At 72.5% G+C, this 15,125-nt stretch carries 13 protein-coding genes and 1 pseudogene; 8 read left to right on the top strand and 6 right to left on the bottom strand.

Going from position 1 to position 15,125, the window contains the following annotated elements; translation table 11 throughout:
- Nucleotides 1–73: 73 nt before the first annotated feature.
- Nucleotides 74–619, top strand: a pseudogene (locus ACZ4UU_RS11615) (hypothetical protein); the annotation flags it as partial.
- Nucleotides 620–720: 101 nt separating this feature from the next.
- Here the strand turns inward: ACZ4UU_RS11615 and ACZ4UU_RS11610 are convergent.
- Nucleotides 721–1,545, bottom strand: coding sequence for an NPP1 family protein (locus tag ACZ4UU_RS11610; RefSeq protein WP_468038801.1), 825 nt, complete (start codon nucleotides 1,543–1,545; stop codon nucleotides 721–723).
- A 316-nt stretch (nucleotides 1,546–1,861) separates the two neighbouring features.
- Between ACZ4UU_RS11610 and ACZ4UU_RS11605 the strand changes: the two genes are divergently transcribed.
- Nucleotides 1,862–5,641: an nSTAND1 domain-containing NTPase gene (locus ACZ4UU_RS11605; protein ID WP_468038799.1), complete on the top strand. Its 3,780-nt coding sequence runs from the start codon at nucleotides 1,862–1,864 to the stop codon at nucleotides 5,639–5,641.
- Between the two features lie 197 nt (nucleotides 5,642–5,838).
- Nucleotides 5,839–6,441 (top strand): tellurite resistance TerB family protein, encoded by a 603-nt coding sequence (locus tag ACZ4UU_RS11600; RefSeq protein ID WP_468038797.1) that lies wholly within the window; start codon nucleotides 5,839–5,841, stop codon nucleotides 6,439–6,441.
- 71 nt (nucleotides 6,442–6,512) lie between these two features.
- On the opposite strand, the gene ACZ4UU_RS11595 is transcribed toward ACZ4UU_RS11600, so the two are convergent.
- Nucleotides 6,513–6,683 (bottom strand): hypothetical protein, encoded by a 171-nt coding sequence (locus tag ACZ4UU_RS11595; protein WP_468038795.1) that lies wholly within the window; start codon nucleotides 6,681–6,683, stop codon nucleotides 6,513–6,515.
- A 99-nt stretch (nucleotides 6,684–6,782) separates the two neighbouring features.
- Here ACZ4UU_RS11595 and ACZ4UU_RS11590 point away from each other — a divergent pair, with 99 nt between their 5' ends.
- The 5 genes from ACZ4UU_RS11590 to ACZ4UU_RS11570 all read left to right on the top strand — a co-directional run bounded on the left by ACZ4UU_RS11590 (nucleotide 6,783) and on the right by ACZ4UU_RS11570 (nucleotide 11,315).
- Nucleotides 6,783–8,183 (top strand): tetratricopeptide repeat protein, encoded by a 1,401-nt coding sequence (locus ACZ4UU_RS11590; RefSeq protein WP_468038793.1) that lies wholly within the window; start codon nucleotides 6,783–6,785, stop codon nucleotides 8,181–8,183.
- 139 nt (nucleotides 8,184–8,322) lie between these two features.
- Nucleotides 8,323–9,327 carry a permease gene (locus tag ACZ4UU_RS11585; RefSeq protein ID WP_468038791.1) on the top strand — a complete coding sequence of 335 codons (1,005 nt, stop codon included), beginning with the start codon at nucleotides 8,323–8,325 and terminating at the stop codon, nucleotides 9,325–9,327.
- A complete protein-coding gene (locus tag ACZ4UU_RS11580; RefSeq protein ID WP_468038789.1) occupies nucleotides 9,324–10,097 on the top strand; it encodes a TIGR03943 family putative permease subunit in 774 nt (257 codons plus the stop codon). The genes ACZ4UU_RS11585 and ACZ4UU_RS11580 overlap by 4 nt, the downstream gene beginning before the upstream one ends.
- A 167-nt stretch (nucleotides 10,098–10,264) precedes the next feature.
- Nucleotides 10,265–11,008 carry a GAF and ANTAR domain-containing protein gene (locus tag ACZ4UU_RS11575; protein ID WP_468038788.1) on the top strand — a complete coding sequence of 248 codons (744 nt, stop codon included), beginning with the start codon at nucleotides 10,265–10,267 and terminating at the stop codon, nucleotides 11,006–11,008.
- A 31-nt stretch (nucleotides 11,009–11,039) separates the two neighbouring features.
- Nucleotides 11,040–11,315 carry a ribosomal protein L7/L12 gene (locus ACZ4UU_RS11570; RefSeq protein WP_468038786.1) on the top strand — a complete coding sequence of 92 codons (276 nt, stop codon included), beginning with the start codon at nucleotides 11,040–11,042 and terminating at the stop codon, nucleotides 11,313–11,315.
- Nucleotides 11,316–11,369: 54 nt separating this feature from the next.
- Here the strand turns inward: ACZ4UU_RS11570 and ACZ4UU_RS11565 are convergent, their stop codons facing one another.
- The 4 genes from ACZ4UU_RS11565 to ACZ4UU_RS11550 form a co-directional block, all read right to left on the bottom strand.
- Nucleotides 11,370–12,182, bottom strand: a complete 813-nt coding sequence (locus tag ACZ4UU_RS11565) for a MerR family transcriptional regulator (RefSeq protein ID WP_468039201.1) — start codon at nucleotides 12,180–12,182, stop codon at nucleotides 11,370–11,372.
- A 131-nt stretch (nucleotides 12,183–12,313) separates the two neighbouring features.
- Nucleotides 12,314–13,111: a hypothetical protein gene (locus tag ACZ4UU_RS11560; protein WP_468038784.1), complete on the bottom strand. Its 798-nt coding sequence runs from the start codon at nucleotides 13,109–13,111 to the stop codon at nucleotides 12,314–12,316.
- 134 nt (nucleotides 13,112–13,245) lie between these two features.
- Nucleotides 13,246–13,854, bottom strand: a complete 609-nt coding sequence (locus ACZ4UU_RS11555; RefSeq protein ID WP_468038782.1) for a Uma2 family endonuclease — start codon at nucleotides 13,852–13,854, stop codon at nucleotides 13,246–13,248.
- Nucleotides 13,855–14,029: 175 nt separating this feature from the next.
- Nucleotides 14,030–15,046: a hypothetical protein gene (locus ACZ4UU_RS11550; protein WP_468038780.1), complete on the bottom strand. Its 1,017-nt coding sequence runs from the start codon at nucleotides 15,044–15,046 to the stop codon at nucleotides 14,030–14,032.
- Nucleotides 15,047–15,125: the final 79 nt, after the last annotated feature.

Here is a 15,125-nt window from a genome sequence, read left to right as displayed (position 1 = left end):
GCAGAGTCCTGAGCCGCTCCCCGCCCCGGTGCCCGCGCGGAGTCCTCAGCCGAGTCCCGCTTCCGCCCCCGCGCCCAGCTCCGAGCCGAGTTCCGATGCGAGTGTCACCCTCGTGCTGCCGCTTCCCGGGCGTGGCGCCGTGGGGGAGTTGCCGCCGCCCCCCGCGTACAGTCCCGCACCACCCCCCTCGCAGGCACCCGACCCCCACGCCACCATCGCCGCGGCCGTCGAGTCCGGGAGGCATGGTGAGGCGGAGGTGTTGGCCGCGCACTATGAGCAGAGCGCGCTGCGGGCGCACGGGCCGGCGTCCGAGGAGGCGTTGCACTGGATCGAGGTGCGGGCCGATCTGGCGATGATGGCGGGGGATCCGGTGCGTAGTTGCCGGGCCTGGCTGATGGTGGCGTCGGCGCGGCTGTCCGCGGGACAGGCGGTGGACGCGCCCGCGGTGGAGGCGGCCGTCGACCGGGCTCACCATCAGTGGGGGCAGATCAAGGACGCCGCCCCGGCCCGTGAGCTCGGCCCCGCGCTCGCGGAACTGCGGGGCCGAGTGCCGGGACGGCGGCGGGGTGCGCTGGAGAACGTACTGCGGCAGCTCCAGCAGTTGCAGACACAGGCCTGAACGCCCGGAGCGGACGTCAGCCGTGTGATCAGGGCGTGGGGAAGCCCCCGGCGGGACAGGGGGGAGTGTCCCCGCCGGGGGCGGCTGTGGCCAGGCCTGGGTCACCTGCTCCAGGCGTTGAACTGGATGCCGGACGGCTTGGCCTCGTTCAGGTCCTTCCGGAAGTGGTCGAACTTGTCCTGGAGGGGGAAGTTGGCATTGCCCCACGAGGATTCCTCAAGGGCGTCGTACGCGCTCTTGTAGCGGCTCCACAGGATGTCGTAGGGGGCCAGGGCCGGACGGTCCCAGCCGCCGTTCCCCCAAGCCTCCGCGCGCTCGCCCGCCTTGGCGAAGCGGAAGGAGTGCGTCAGGCCGCCGTCCTTGTGGTAGACGACCTTGAAGCGTTTGCCCTCACGCTCCACGTCGTTGAACCGCTTGGTCGTGTAGTTGCCGTGGGCGGAGACGGACACGTAGCTGGGCCACTGGTCATTGCCGTGGTACCAGACCACGGCGGACTCCCACTCGTGACGGTGCCCGCCGACGATGTTGCCGGCCGCGTTCTGGTCCTTCTCGAAGTACAGGGTGTAGATGATGCCGCACCATCCGGAGCCCTTGTCGCACTTGGCCCGCGAGTAGGTGTTGGCCTTGCCGAGGTGGTTGTTGCGGCAGCCGCCGGTGATCGACCCCGTGTCCTGGAGACCGCCGTTCAGTCTCCCGTTCGACTCGACGGCGGCAGCGGGGAAGCAGCTGTCGGAGTCGTAGTCGAAGAGGGGCTGGAACATCTCCTGCGTCGGCGCCTTCTGCCAGACCTTGTCGATGTTGATCGGGTTCAGTACCGCGGCGTTGGCGCTGCCGGTCAGGCCGACGGTCAACGCGGCGGCACCGACAGCGGCGAACGCTGCCTTGCCGAGGCGGGACCTCCGCTTGCTCTTGACTGCCTGCGACATTCGGGTCTCCTCCAGTGCTCGGTCTGCCGGAAGTCCGGCGTGGCGAGATCGAGACTGGAGAGCGCGGAGTTGATCGACAGCCCGTTCCGATCAGGGCAATCAATTCCGCTGGTCGTTCCGCGGCACTGTTCTCCCGGCGGCCATCACCCGCTTCTGACGCGTCGCACGGCGTTCACCTCGCGTTTTCACGGCCGTCCGGCGGCAGCCGACCACGGCGGGCGTCCTGGAACCGGAGCTTTGATTTCCGCATCTCCTTTGTCAGGACAATCAAAATTTCATGATCAGTGGTGATTTATTTCGTCGGAGGTACGTGCGCATGGGTCGTCCCGAGAGACCCCTGGACCCCGCGTCCGGTCCCGTGGCCCGGCTCGCCCATGAGCTCCGCGAGGTGCGCAAGGCAGCGGGCACCCCCTCGTACCGGCGGATGGCCGAGGCGGCCGGGTTCTCCGCGACAACGCTGTCGCAGGCCGCGGCCGGCGAACGGCTGCCGTCGCTCGCCGTCGTCCGGGGATACGTCCGGGCCTGCGGCGGTGACCCCGCGCAGTGGGAGCCCCGCTGGAAGGAGGCGGAGGCGGCGGTCGCCGGGGCGGTCCGCGAGGCGCCGGTGGACGCACCGCCGCCGTACCGGGGCCTGGCCCGGTTCGAGCCGGACGACCGGGACCTCTTCTTCGGCCGGGAACGGATGGTGGACGAACTGCACCGGCTGGTGTGCGACCACCGGTTCGCGGTGCTGTTCGGGGCGTCCGGCAGCGGCAAGTCCTCGCTGCTGCGGGCCGGGCTGATCCCCGCCCTGCGCGAGGAGATCGCCGCCCGAGGCGGCCCCGGGGTCCTGCGGGTGCTCACGCCCGGCCCGCGCCCCGCGCAGACGTACGGACACCTGCTGGCGCCCGCCGAGGACGAGCCGGAGAGCTGGGTCGTGGTCGACCAGTTCGAGGAGGTCTTCACCCTGTGCCGGGACGCCGGGGAGCGGGCCCGCTTCATCGACCTGCTGCTCGCCGCCCGGGAGCCCGACACCCGGGTCCGCGTCCTGATCACCGTACGGGCCGATTTCTACGCCCGCTGCTCCGAGCACCGGGGCCTGGCCGACGCGCTGTCCCGGGCGGGGATGCTGCTCGGGCCGATGACCGCCGACGAACTGCGTGACGCGGTGACCAAGCCGGCCCAGGCGGCCGGGCTGCTGGTGGAGCGGGAGCTGACCGCGCGGATCGTCGAGGAGGTCGTCGGCCGGCCCGGCGGGCTGCCGATGCTCTCGCACGCGCTGCTGGAGACCTGGCGGCGCCGCAAGGGCCGGGTGCTCACTCTCGCCACCTACGAGGCGGCCGGCGGGGTGCGCGGCGCCATCGCGGCGACGGCGGAGGAGGTGTACGAGCAGCTGACCGAGGACCAGGCGCGCACCGCCCGCCGGCTGCTGCTGCGGCTGGTCGAGCCGGGCCGGGGCACCCCCGACGCCCGCCGCCCGCTGACCCGCGACGACCTGGCCGAGTGGACCGACCCGGAGGTGCCCCGGGTGGTCGACCGGCTGGCCCGCGCCCGGCTGCTCACCGCCGACGAGGACGGCGTCCAGCTCGCCCACGAGGCCCTGATCACCTGCTGGCCCCGGCTGTCCGGCTGGCTGGAGCAGGACCGCGAACGGCTGCGGCACCACCGTCGGCTGACCGAGGCCGCCCGCGCCTGGCTGGAGCACGACCGCGACCCCGGCGGGCTGTACCGGGGCAGCAGGCTGGCCCGGGCCGAGGATCTGTTCGGGGACGACGACGGCACGCTCACCGTGTCGGAGCGGGCGTTCCTCGTCGCCGCGGTGGAGGCCCGGGAGGCCGAGCGGCAGACGGCCGTGCGGACCGCCCGCAGGTCCCGGGCACTGGTCACCGCCCTGTCCGCCGTGCTGGCGGTGGCGCTGGTGGTGAGCCTGGCCGCGTGGAGCCAGCACCGGGACAACGAGCGGCAGCGCACCGACACCGCCGCCCGCCGCATCGCCTCCGTCGCCGACTCGCTGCGCACCACCGACCCGCGGGCCGCCATGCTGCTGGGCGTCGCCGCCTGGCGCGTCTCCCCGCTCCCCGAGTCCCGCCGGGCCCTGCTCGGCGCCCTCGCCCAGCCCGAACAGGACACCTTCTCCGACCCCGCCCCCGGCGACAGCCCCCGCCGGTTCCTCACCCCCACCGGCCGCGTCCTGCTGAGCGTCGAGGGCCGTACCTGGCGGACGTACGACGTGGCCACGCACCGCCGCACCGGTTCGGGCCGGCTGCCGGTCGCCGGCGACGAGGTCGTCGGGACCTCCCCCGACGCGCAGGTGATCGCGCTGTCCGGCCGGGACGGCATCCGGCTCTGGGACACGGCGACGGGCGGCTGGGCCACCGGCGGCGGGCCGTGGCCGGCGTTCTCGGACATCTCCGTCGGCGACCGCGCCACCCTCGTGACCGGCACCGAGGACGAACGGGTGCGGGTGTTCTCCCGCACCGACGCAAAGCCCCTGTTCGAGAGCGCGCGGGCGGCCAGTCGCGCCGACGTCTCCCCCGACGCCCGCACGGTCGCCCTCTGCCCCGCGGGCGGCCGGGGCGCGATACCCGAGGTGTGGGACGTCACCGGTCACCGGAGGCTGCCCGGTGAGTGGACGCACGACGGGGAGGTCTGCGCCGACAACGACTTCTCGCTGGTCATGGGCGCCGGACAGCGGCTGGCAGCCGTCTCCTCGGCGGGCATCCGCGTCTGGGACACCGGCTCGGGGAAGCTGCTGGCCGACCTGACCGTCCCGGACGCCGGGTACACCGCCTTCAGCGGGGACGGGAGGTTCCTGGCGGTGGCCGACAGCACGGAGATCAAGGTGTGGCGGCTGTCGTCCCCCGACGCCCCGGTCTTCCGGCACTCCCTGAACAACCAGTACGTGTACGGCGGCCTCGCCTGGGACCCCGGGCACCCCGTTCTGCGCTATCTGGAGGCCGGTACGGTCCACTCCCTCGACGTGTCGGCGGCGGTGACGCCGGCCTGGAGAGACGACGGCCTGTTCGGCGTCCGGCTCGCCCCGGACGGCCGTACCCTCGCCACCGCCGAGCGAAGCGAGACGGGGGTCCCCCCGGCCGAAGGCTGGGGGAGCACCGGCACCGGCTACCGCTTCCGGCTGCGCGACACCCGGGACGACCACGCCGTACGCACCCTGCCCGCGCCGCCCGTCCCCGTCGCCCTCCCCGGCACGGCCCCGGTGGTTCCCGGGGACACCCTGGCGCTGACGGCGTTCAGCCCGGACGGGGCGTTCTTCGCGTACGGAGTCTCGGCGCCGGGCCGGGAGGCCACCGCGCAACGGATCACCCTCTGGGACGTACGCCACGCCAAGGTCCGCGCCACCCTGGACCTGACGACCGCCGACTCGACCGGCCCGCTGATCAACCTCGCCCTCGGCTCCGGCGGCCGCACCCTCTACGCCGTGCGTACGCCCGCGGTGGGCGATCTCGCCGACGAGGTCTGGGACACGGCGAGCCGCCGCCGCACCTCCGTGGTCACGGGTCTGACCAGCAGCCACCTCGCCGTACGCCCCGACGGCGGCCTGCTCGTCGGCGACAACCGCGTCGCCCGCCTCCCGAAGGGTCCGGTGGCCGGGAAGGACCTGGTCCAGGGCGACCAGATCGGCGCCGTCGCCTTCAGCGGGGACGGCACCCGGCTGGCGGTGGGCGACGGGACCGGCCGGGTCGCGCTGTGGGACGGCGGGCTGGAACGCAAGGCCGGCGTCCTGCGCAGCGTCTTCCCGGCCCGGCTCGGCGACACCCCGGAGGGGGTCAGTGCGCTGGCGCTGAGCCCCGACGGCCGCACGCTCGCCGTGGGCGGCAGCTCGGGAACGCTCCAGCTGTGGGACGTCGCCACCCAGCAGCCGCTCGGCGGGCCGCTGCCGACGGCCGGTGAGGAGATCGTCTCGGTGGCGTTCGGCGCGGACAGCGGCACGGTCTACGTGGCCGGGATCCATGTGCCGCTCCAGCGGTACGTCGTCGATCCGGGCCGGGTGGCCGAGCGGGTCTGCGACCGGGTGGACGGCGGCGGCCGGCTGACGCGGGCCCAGTGGAGGACGTACGTGCCGGACGCGCCGTACCGGAAGGTGTGCGCGGGCTGACGGCCCCGGGTGTTTGATTTCCCTGATCAGACGGGGTACTGATCAATTCTCCGACCTGTCAGCCTCGATCGGGCCGTGGCGCGGGCCAACCTCCTCCGCTCGCGTCACGGCCTTCCGCGCCTTTGTGGAACCTTTGCTCGCGGGCGGGCGTTGATCGAGTGAGCGTGCATGACCCGACGAATACCGAGGTGACGTCAATGGCACTGTTCGACCGGCTCAAGGACCAGGCCAAGCAACTCCAGCAGCAGGTCCAGGGCGGCGGCCACGGCGCGGCCGGTGGCCATGGCGGTCACGGCAGCCACGGCGGCGCGGCGGCCGGCGGTTCGCAAGGAAGTTCGCACGGCAGCTCGCGGGGCGGTTCCAAGGCCCAGCTGGTGGGTCTGCTGAAGACCCAGCTCGGCTCCCTGAAGACCGAGCTGAAGAGCGGCGCGTACCGGGACGCCAGCATGGCGATGTGCGCCCTGGTCGCGGCGGCGGACGGCCATGTGGACGCGGCCGAGCGCCAGCAGATGGAGTCGATGATCCTCAGCAACGACGTGCTGCAGAACTTCCCGCCGGACCAGCTGCGTCAGCGTTTCAACCGGCATGTGGACCAGCTCACCCGCAACTTCCCGCAAGGGAAGACCGAGGCCATGCAGGAGATCGCCAAGGCCGCGAAGAAGCCCACCGAGGCCCGCGCGGTCGTCCAGACCGGCATCGTCATCGCCGGCGCCGACGGCCACTTCTCCCAGGCCGAGCAGGCGGTCCTCCGAGAGGCCTGCGTGGCCCTGGGCCTGAACCCCGTGGAGTTCCAGCTCTGACGCGTCCGTCGCGTCCGCAGGCCCCGGTGGGGACACGCTGAGTGTCCTGCCGGGGCCGGCTTGTGCGACTTTCAGCCACGCTCCGGCTGTGAGATGCCATGCTGAGCCGGTCGCTGGTCAGAATCCGGCACCGCCGCGCGCGTCGGCCCCGCGTTCGCCGCCAGGATCAACGTCGCCACGGCGACCACCGCCGCGGCGAACCCTCGGGTGTAGCGCTCGGTGGTGCTGGTGCGTTCCTGCACGGCGACCTCGCAACAGCGTTGTGTTAACCACGTTTAATACGCCGTTTAACCTAGGCGCTGTCGGACGCGAACGGCAAGAGGCACAGGGGGAGTTGGGCGATGCCGGACCGTGACGACCCGGGGACCATCGGGCGAAGAGTTCAGCAGTTGCGGGCAGACCGGGGGCTGACGCAGAAGCAGTTGGCGGAGCCTGCGTACACCCCCGCCTACATCTCCACCCTGGAGGCGGGCCGCGTCCGCGCCTCCGACGAGGCACTCCGGCACATCGCCGGCCGGCTCGGGGTCGCCTTCGAGGAACTCGCCACCGGCCGCCCCGCGCACCTCGTCACCGACCTGCGGCTGCGACTGACCGAGGCCCACCGCGCCCTGGCCACCGGCGACGCCGAGGCGGCGGCCGAGCAGTACACCGCGCTGCTCGCGGAGGCGGAAGGGCACGGGTTCGCCGAGCAGCGGGCGGCGGCGCTGCTCGGGCTCGGCGAGTGTGCCATCGACCTAGGCGAACTCGACTCCGCCCGGCGCCACTTCGAGCAGGCCGAGCAGGTCCTCGCCGAAGCCGACGCCCCGCTCCCCGCCCGCGTCCCGGCCCTGCGCGGCAGAGCGGTCTCCCACTACCTCGCCGGTGAACTCCGTTACGCCGTCTATCTGTTGGAGTCCACCCTCGACGAACTCAACCGGGGCGGACTGCACGACCCCGACGCCCTGCTCCTGCTCTACGCCAGCGTCATCGGCCCCTACATGGACATGGGCGCCCACGCCCGCGCCGCCCAGGCCGCCGAGTACGCCCTCGCGCTCGCCCCGCAGGCGGCCGACCCGGCCCTGGTCGCCCGGATGCACCGCTCCGTCGCCCGCACCCTGCTCGCCGAGGGCCGCGTCGCCGAGGCCGACGCCTCCCTCGCCAAGGCCGCCGAGCTCTACCGGCAGCTCCAGATCCGTACCGAACTCGCCAACTGCCACTGGATGCGCGGCTACGTCCACGCCCAGAACGGCGACCTCGCGAGCGCCGAGACGGAACTGCGCGAGGCCCGCGCCATGCTCACCGCCAAGCGCGCCGCCCTCTACACCAGCCAGGTCGCCGTCGAACTCGCCGACGTACTGCACCGGCGCGGCAAGTCCGACGAGGCCGCAGCCCTCCTCCACGAGGTCCTCAGCGACCCGAGAGCCTGTCCGCAAACCCCCGCCTGCGCCGCGACGCCCGGACAGGCTCTCGGCCCCGAACGCGGCGCCCTCCACGCCGCCGCCGCCCACCGTCTCCTCGGCATCATCGCCGAGGACACCCGCGACACCGAGACCGCCGAGGAGCACTACGTCCGCGCCCTCAGCCTCCTGGAACGCGCGGGCGCCGCGGGCGACCTGGCCGACCTGTGCCGCCTGCTCGGCGACCTCCTGCGCCGCACCGGCCGGGTGGAGGCGGCCCTGGACGCCTACCGCACGGGGCTGGGCCACCGCACGGCCCCGGGCACCACGACCCTGGGCCCGGCCCCCGCACAGCCGCCGCTGTAGGGGCGCGAGGCCGCGCCCCAGGGGCAGCCTTCCTCCAGCCCACAGCCCCTTCTCCGGGAAACCCAAGGCCGCGCACAGTTCCCACCGGTTAGCCTGCGCGGAGGCATTCGAACGGGTTCGGACAGGTGGGGACAGGCGCGTGCAGAACCAGCGGACCGTGGTCGACGGGCTGCGCGTCGCCGTACGCGCGCTCGTGTACGCCGTCCTCGGCGGCACCGCACTCCTCGCCATCGCCACGGTCGCCTCGGTCCTCGGGCCGATGCTCGCGCTCGACCTCTACACCCCGCCCGTCGCCGCCTGGTGGACCGTCTTCACGGCCATCGCGGTGCAGGGCGTGCCCTTCCTGCTGCTCGGCACCGTCGTCTCGGCGGCGATCGGGGCCTTCGTACCGGAAAAGGTCTTCAGCCGCCTGCTGCCCCGCAACCAGGCGCTCGCCGTACCCGTCGCCGGAGCGGCCGGCGTCGTCCTGCCCGGGTGCGAGTGCGCGTCCGTGCCGGTCGCCGGAAGCCTGATGCGGCGCGGCGTCGCCCCCGCGGCCGCCCTCGCCTTCCTCCTCTCCGCCCCCGCCATCAACCCGGTCGTCCTGGTCGCCACGTCCGTCGCCTTCCCCGGGCAGCCCGAGATGGTCCTCGCCCGGCTCGTCGCCTCACTGGCCACGGCCGTGGTGATGGGCTGGCTGTGGGCCCGCTTCGGCCGCGACGAGTGGCTGCGCCCACCCAAACGGCACGCCGACCCGACCGCCACCGGCCTACGCGCCTTCACCGCGGGCCTCCAGCACGACTTCCTGCACGCCGGCGGCTTCCTCGTCCTCGGCGCCGCGGCCGCGGCGACCTTCAACATCGCGGTCCCGCGCTCGGTCCTGGACCTCTTCACCGGCTCCCCTTGGATGTCGGTACTTCTCCTGGCCCTCCTCGCGGTGGTCCTGTGCGTGTGCAGCGAGGCGGACGCGTTCGTCGCCGCCTCCCTGAGCGGCTTCTCACCGACCGCCCGCCTGGCGTTCATGGTGGTCGGCCCGATGGTGGATTTGAAGCTGATCGCCCTCCAGGCGGGCACGTTCGGCCGGTCCTTCGCCCTGCGCTTCTCGTCCGTGACCTGGGTCGTCGCGGTACTGAGCAGCGTGCTCGTGGGGTGGTGGCTGCTGTGAGGCGCTATGGACCGGCGGTACTGCTGCTCCTGACGGGCGCGGCGATCCTGCGGATCTCGCTCTTCAGCGAGCTGTACCTGCGCTATGTGCAGTCGGCGCTGCGGCCGTATCTGGTGGTGTCCGGGTTCCTGCTGGTCGGGCTGGGGGTGGTGGCGGCGGTCGTACGGAGCCGGGAACGGCGGACGGACGCCGACGACGAGAACGGGCGGGACGACGAGCAAGGTCACAGCCACGACCACGGACAGCAACACGGCCACGACCACGGCCACACCCCCCGTATCGCCTGGCTCCTCACCCTCCCCGCCCTGGCCCTCCTCCTCTTCCCGCCCCCCGCCCTCGGTTCCTACAGCGCCGAACGCGAGGCCGCCGAACGCGCCGCGCAGGGGGTCGGGCACTTCCCCGCGCTGCCGGCCGGGAACCCGGTGGAACTCACGCTGGCGGAGTTCGGTTCGCGGGCGATCTACGACAGCGGACGGTCGCTGTCGGGACGTACGGTCCGGCTGACCGGCTTCGTCACCCGCGACGCCGACGGTACCTGGTACGTCACCCGCCTCCTCGTCGCCTGCTGCGCCGCCGACGCCACCACCGGCAAGGTCGAGATCCGCGACGCGGACGCCGACGCACCGCCCGTCGACGCCTGGGTCACCGTCACGGGCACCTGGCATCCCAAGGGCAAGCTGGGCACGGACGAGGCCTGGCCGCCGGTGCTGGACGCCACGGGGGTACGGCGGATCGCGCAGCCGGCGAACCCTTACGAGGCGCGCCGCTAGGGATGGCGGCGTGGTGGTCGCCCGGGGTTTTGAGGCGCGGCTCACGGGTAGTCGGGCGTCGTCCGGGTGGACGGTGGAAGGCCATCCGAAGGGCACAGGCCAGGGCCCCGACACCCTTGCCCCTGACCTGGACCCAGCAGGCCGCTCTCGTTGATGAGGAGGCTGCCGTGCGGCCCAGAGACGATCATCGTGACGAGCGGGGACGAGAGCGGGCCGGTGCCGCCGACGCCATCGCCGATGGCGTACGCGGGGTCGGACCCGGCGAGATCCCTGCGCGGCTGTGCGATGTCGCCGTGGAGCTGCTGCCCGTGACCGGCGCGAGCGTGTCGCTGCACAGCGACGGCATGCCCGTACAACTGGGCGCGAGCAGTGCCCAGGCCGCGTATGTGACCGAGATCCAGGCCACCCTGGGCGACGGGCCCTGCCAGTCCGCGGCTCAGAGCGGGGCCCCGGTGCTGGCCTGCGATCTGACGGCGGGGCAGGACGTTCTGCGCTGGCCGGTCTTCGCCCAGCAGGCCACGGCCGTCGGGGTACGGGCGGTGTACTCGATGCCGCTGGGCAACGACACGGTGTGCGTGGGCACGCTCGACCTCTATCGCGACACCCCCGGCGACCTCAGCGAGCGGGACCTGCGGACGGCGCGGGTGGTGGCCGGGATGATGACCGTGGCGCTGATGGCGCTGCCGCGGATGGAGGAGGCGGGCGGCCCGGGGGACGAACGGTGGCTGAGCGGCCTCGCCACCGACCAGGATCAGGTCTACCAGGCCACCGGCATGATCATGGCCCAGCTCGGCGTCGGCACGGCCGAGGCGCTGGCACGGCTGCGGGCCCACGCGTTCGCGCAGGCGCGTACGGCGGTGGACGTGGCGCGGGACGTGGTGGAGCTTCGGCTGCGGTTCGACGTGGACTAGCGGCGGTTAGCGGCACGTAGGATCGCCGACCATGGATATAGCGGTTCTCTTTCTCGTGCTCGCCGCCTTCTGGGGGATCATGACCATCCAGAGCAGGATTTCCCAGGCGGATCAGCGAGTTGCCCGCGTCGAGCGCAAACTCGACCTTGTTCTCGACCACTTGGGGCTGGACGGCGAGGACCCCCGGATGGGCGAGGTCCTGTCGCTCGTGCGGACCGACAAGAAGATCCAGGCCATCAAGGTGTACCGGGAGATCACCGGGGCGGGCCTGAAGGAGGCCAAGGACGCGGTGGACCGCCTGGGTTAGGGCCCGGTCAGACCGCCCGGGACCCCAGGCCCGGGCTCCGGGCCGCGAGGGGATTCAGCGGCGGGCGACCGGCTCTTGCAACTCGGTCACCGCGTGGTTGCCGCAGTGCGGGCACGAGAGAGTGACTTCACGGGCGGGGCCCATCGACGTATAGCCATTGGTGTCGATCCAGCGGGCAAGCGCCTGCACACTGGGGATGACCTGCTCTGCCGGCCCTTTGTGCACCAGTGTCGCGGCCTCCACCTCCGGTAGATCCACCACGGAGAAGCCGTGCCCCAGGGCCGGCTCAGAGTCGACGGGGATGGACGCGTGCACGGTCACCGGCCCCTCGGGGTTCTCGTAGTACGCGACAGCCGCACCGCTCGCCCCGAGCCCGGCGGCCTGCATCCGGCTCCACAACTCCTCGTAGAGCGAGGTGATCACCGGGGTGATGAGTTGCGGCTCGAAGCTCTCCACAACGGCCGTCAGCTCTGCCACACGCATCGCCGGGATCCGTTTGATCACCACGTCGTCGGACGACATCTGTCCCTCACTCTCGATCATCCGAAGCCTCGCCTCGACCTGCGCCATCCGCGCCGCGTCGGCCGCCATGGCCGACTCCAGCTCCGCCCGGCGCAACCGCAGCATCCCGCGCAACTCACCCGCCGCCAGTTCACCGTCGAGGATGGCGCGCACCTGATCCAGGGTGAGGCCAAGCTCCTTGAGCGCGATCACACGGTTGAGCCGGGCCAGTTGGTCGGCTTCGTAGAACCGGTAGCCGGTGTGCGGGTCGACGTGGGCAGGGCGCAACAACCCCACGGCGTCGTAGTGGCGCAGCATGCGCACCGATACGCCGCCGTACTTGGCGAATGCTCCAATGCTGAACATGACATCGGCCATTCCACTGGCTGACACAGTGTGAGAGTCAACCTCATCTTCGTGATACCGCGCACCAGGGTCTGGACGGACAACGGCCAAGCGCCCCGAAGCAAACAGACGCGTCCAGGCCCTGGGCTCGGTCAGATCTCCGCCCGGCCCCGCTTCCGCACCTCGGTGAGGCGGTGGGCGCCCAGTTCGACTGCCGCCCAGGTGGCGTCGGCCGGTACCTCGCCGAGGCCGCCGTTGGTGAGGACGATGGCGTCGTCGCCCACGCGGACGACGGCGACATGGAGGGTGAGGACGGGGGCGTCGTCGTACTCGGAGACGGCGCGCAGCACGAGCCGCAGACCCTGCCGGGCGTCGCCGACCTCCGGCATCTCGGCGCCGGTGACCTCGACGGTCATCTCTCCGCCGCCCGCGGTCGCCGTGAACTCGGCGCACTCGCGCGGCATGCTGTCGAGCCAGGCCAGCGTTCCGTCCACGGCGTCGGGCCGGTGGGCCACGACCTGGTAGCGCAGCTGGGCCTCGTCGTACAGGTCGTCCAGGCCGGTCGACGCGCGCGTCGTGGCGTCGGGACCGAGGAGTTCCTCGGCGTACAGCGCGTCGAGCAACTTGCCGCACTCCGCGTCGGCCGACTCGGTGCTCGCCTTCAGCATGGACTCCCGCCAGGTCGCGAAGCCGTCGGTGGCGACCCAGGGCTCGCCCAGGTCCGCCCCGCTGATCAGCGCGGCCTGGGCCTGTGCCTCGGTGAGGGTGGGGGCGGCCGCGGGGGTCGCCGGGGCGGTGGGGTTGGCGGCGGAGGCGGAGGCGGCGGCATGACCGCGGGTGGCCGACGCCGGTCTGCCCAGGCCGGCGATGGTGTCGCAGGCGGACGCGGTCAGCAGGGCGGTCGCGGAGAGGGTCACGGCGAGGGCGGCGCGGGCCGGGGGACGGGGCATCGCGGGGCCTCCTGGGCTGGGGTCGGCGTGCGCTCAAGATCGGGTACGTGTTCTTAAGGCACCACCCCACAGGGGCGACCACCAGCGCGCCGGGCCGTCCGGGTGACGGGGGGATTCGCGCCGGGGCTGGGCGTTCAGCTGGGGTCCGGGCCCAGCATCATGTCTTTACGCGTGTAGAGCGGCAGCTCGCTCGTGTCGAGTTTCCAGGTGCCCAGCTCGGTGCTGACGGCCAGCGGGGTTCCGTACGGCTGCTTGTGGAGCCGGTTGCCGTAGCCCGGCCTTCCGCCACACGTGTCGATGGCCCACTGGTAGGTCCAGGTGCCGTCACGGGGGTCGAGGATCAGGTAGTGCGGGATGCCCATCGCGGGGTAGTCGCGGCTCTTGGTCTCGTAGTCGTTGCTCGGGTTGGACGGCGAGACGATCTCGATGGCCAGGAGGATCTCGCGCGGGTCCAGTGGATCATCGGTCAGCATCGCCTCGCGGGCGGTGACGATGATGTCCGGGACCCGCAGCTTGCCGAGGGAGTCGTCGTCGGTGTCGGTGGCTTCGAAGGCACCCATTCCCTTCGGCAGCTGCGACACCAGTTGGTCACGTACGTCGGAGGCCGTGACCTGGTGACGCGGGCGTGGGCTCATCATCATGACCAGTGTGCCTTCGCTGATCTCCGGGTACGTGAAGCCGGGCGGCGGGGTGAAGTGCTCGCGCAGCTCGCGCAAGTGCCGGTAGATGGCCTGCTCGGTCATGCCGCCGTCCCCTTCGGAGCGATCACCGTACGCCCGGCCCGCGCGACGCGAACCCGGCGGTCTGCTGGTGAGGTCCATGCTAGCCGCGCCGCTGACCCGGGAGCGGGAGGCCAAGGCACCGCGAACTGCTGTGTTCTGCGCCAGGCGGGGCGGGAGAGGCACGGGAAGCCGCACTTCAGGCCGGGACATGGGTCAGGTTCCTCCGATAGGTGCGTACGGCGCCCCGAAGCTGCTCCGCGAGGGCGCGCACGGTGTCGGGGTTTGCTGCGGGACGGGTGGGCGGAGACAGGTGCCTTACGGGCGCTACGGCCCTCCCCTCGCCCCCTCGGGCCCCGTGCCCGTTGTCCCGGCACCCCCGGCACAGGCCCCCTGGCAGGGCTTCCGGGCGGCCCGGTACTCCGCAGTCGGTGCACTCCATGAGGCGGCGGGGTCCGGGCGACGCGGGTTCTGTGGGCGCCGCGGGCCGCTCCGGCGGCATCTTGTCGCGGAGGCGCCGCTGGACGAAGGCGCGGGGCGAGTGGACCTGCTCGGGGAGCCCGGCGACGAGGCTCCGCGTCAGGTGAGCCGGGGTCGCGCCCCGGGCGAACCACTCCTCGGCGAGGGCTTGCAGGGCCTCGCAGTCGGCGGCGGAGAGGGGCAGGCGGGGGTCGTGGAGGCCGAGCCGGGCGAGGGCGGTGTAAGCGGGGGTGGGGTGGGGGCGCGCAGGAGGGTTGGGCGGCTCGGTCTCGGCCTGCGGGGGTACGTCGTCGGGAGCGGTCCGCGGCTGTACGTCGCGTTCGTCGCCCACGTCGACGGAGGCGCCCTCGGGTGCGCAGTCCGCCCGCGTGTCGGCCGGCACGTCACCGGCGAGGTACCGGGCCCACCACTCGCTGGAACGTGCGGTACGCGACCAGTAGGTGTGGAACACCCAGCGGGTGGCGTTGTCGGCGCCGGTCTCACCGGGCTGGGCACGTCGGCGTACTCGGCGTAGGTGGCCGTGCCTGCTGAGTTCGTTGAGTGCGCTGCGAACGGCTTGCTGGCCGTAGAGGGGCTGTGCCTTGGCGATGGTCTTGGCGTCCATGGCCGCGTTGTCGCTGAGCCGGTCGAGGAATCCGGCGAGGTACGCCTCACGGGGCGGGAGGTGGGCGAAGTCGTCGGCCCGGGGCGGCGCTTGGTCCGGGGCGGAGCGTTTGCCGTAGCCGGGCTTGGCCATGGGATGAGCTGCGGGTGCGGGCAGGGGAGCGTTAGAGTTTTCGTAAGCCACGAGATCGTCCTTACCGATCTTGGGGTGA

The sequence above is a fragment of the Streptomyces sp. NPDC028907 genome, assembly GCF_055564995.1.
Note: the sequence above shows the minus strand (reverse complement) of the source record. Positions and strands in the feature narration are given on the sequence as shown.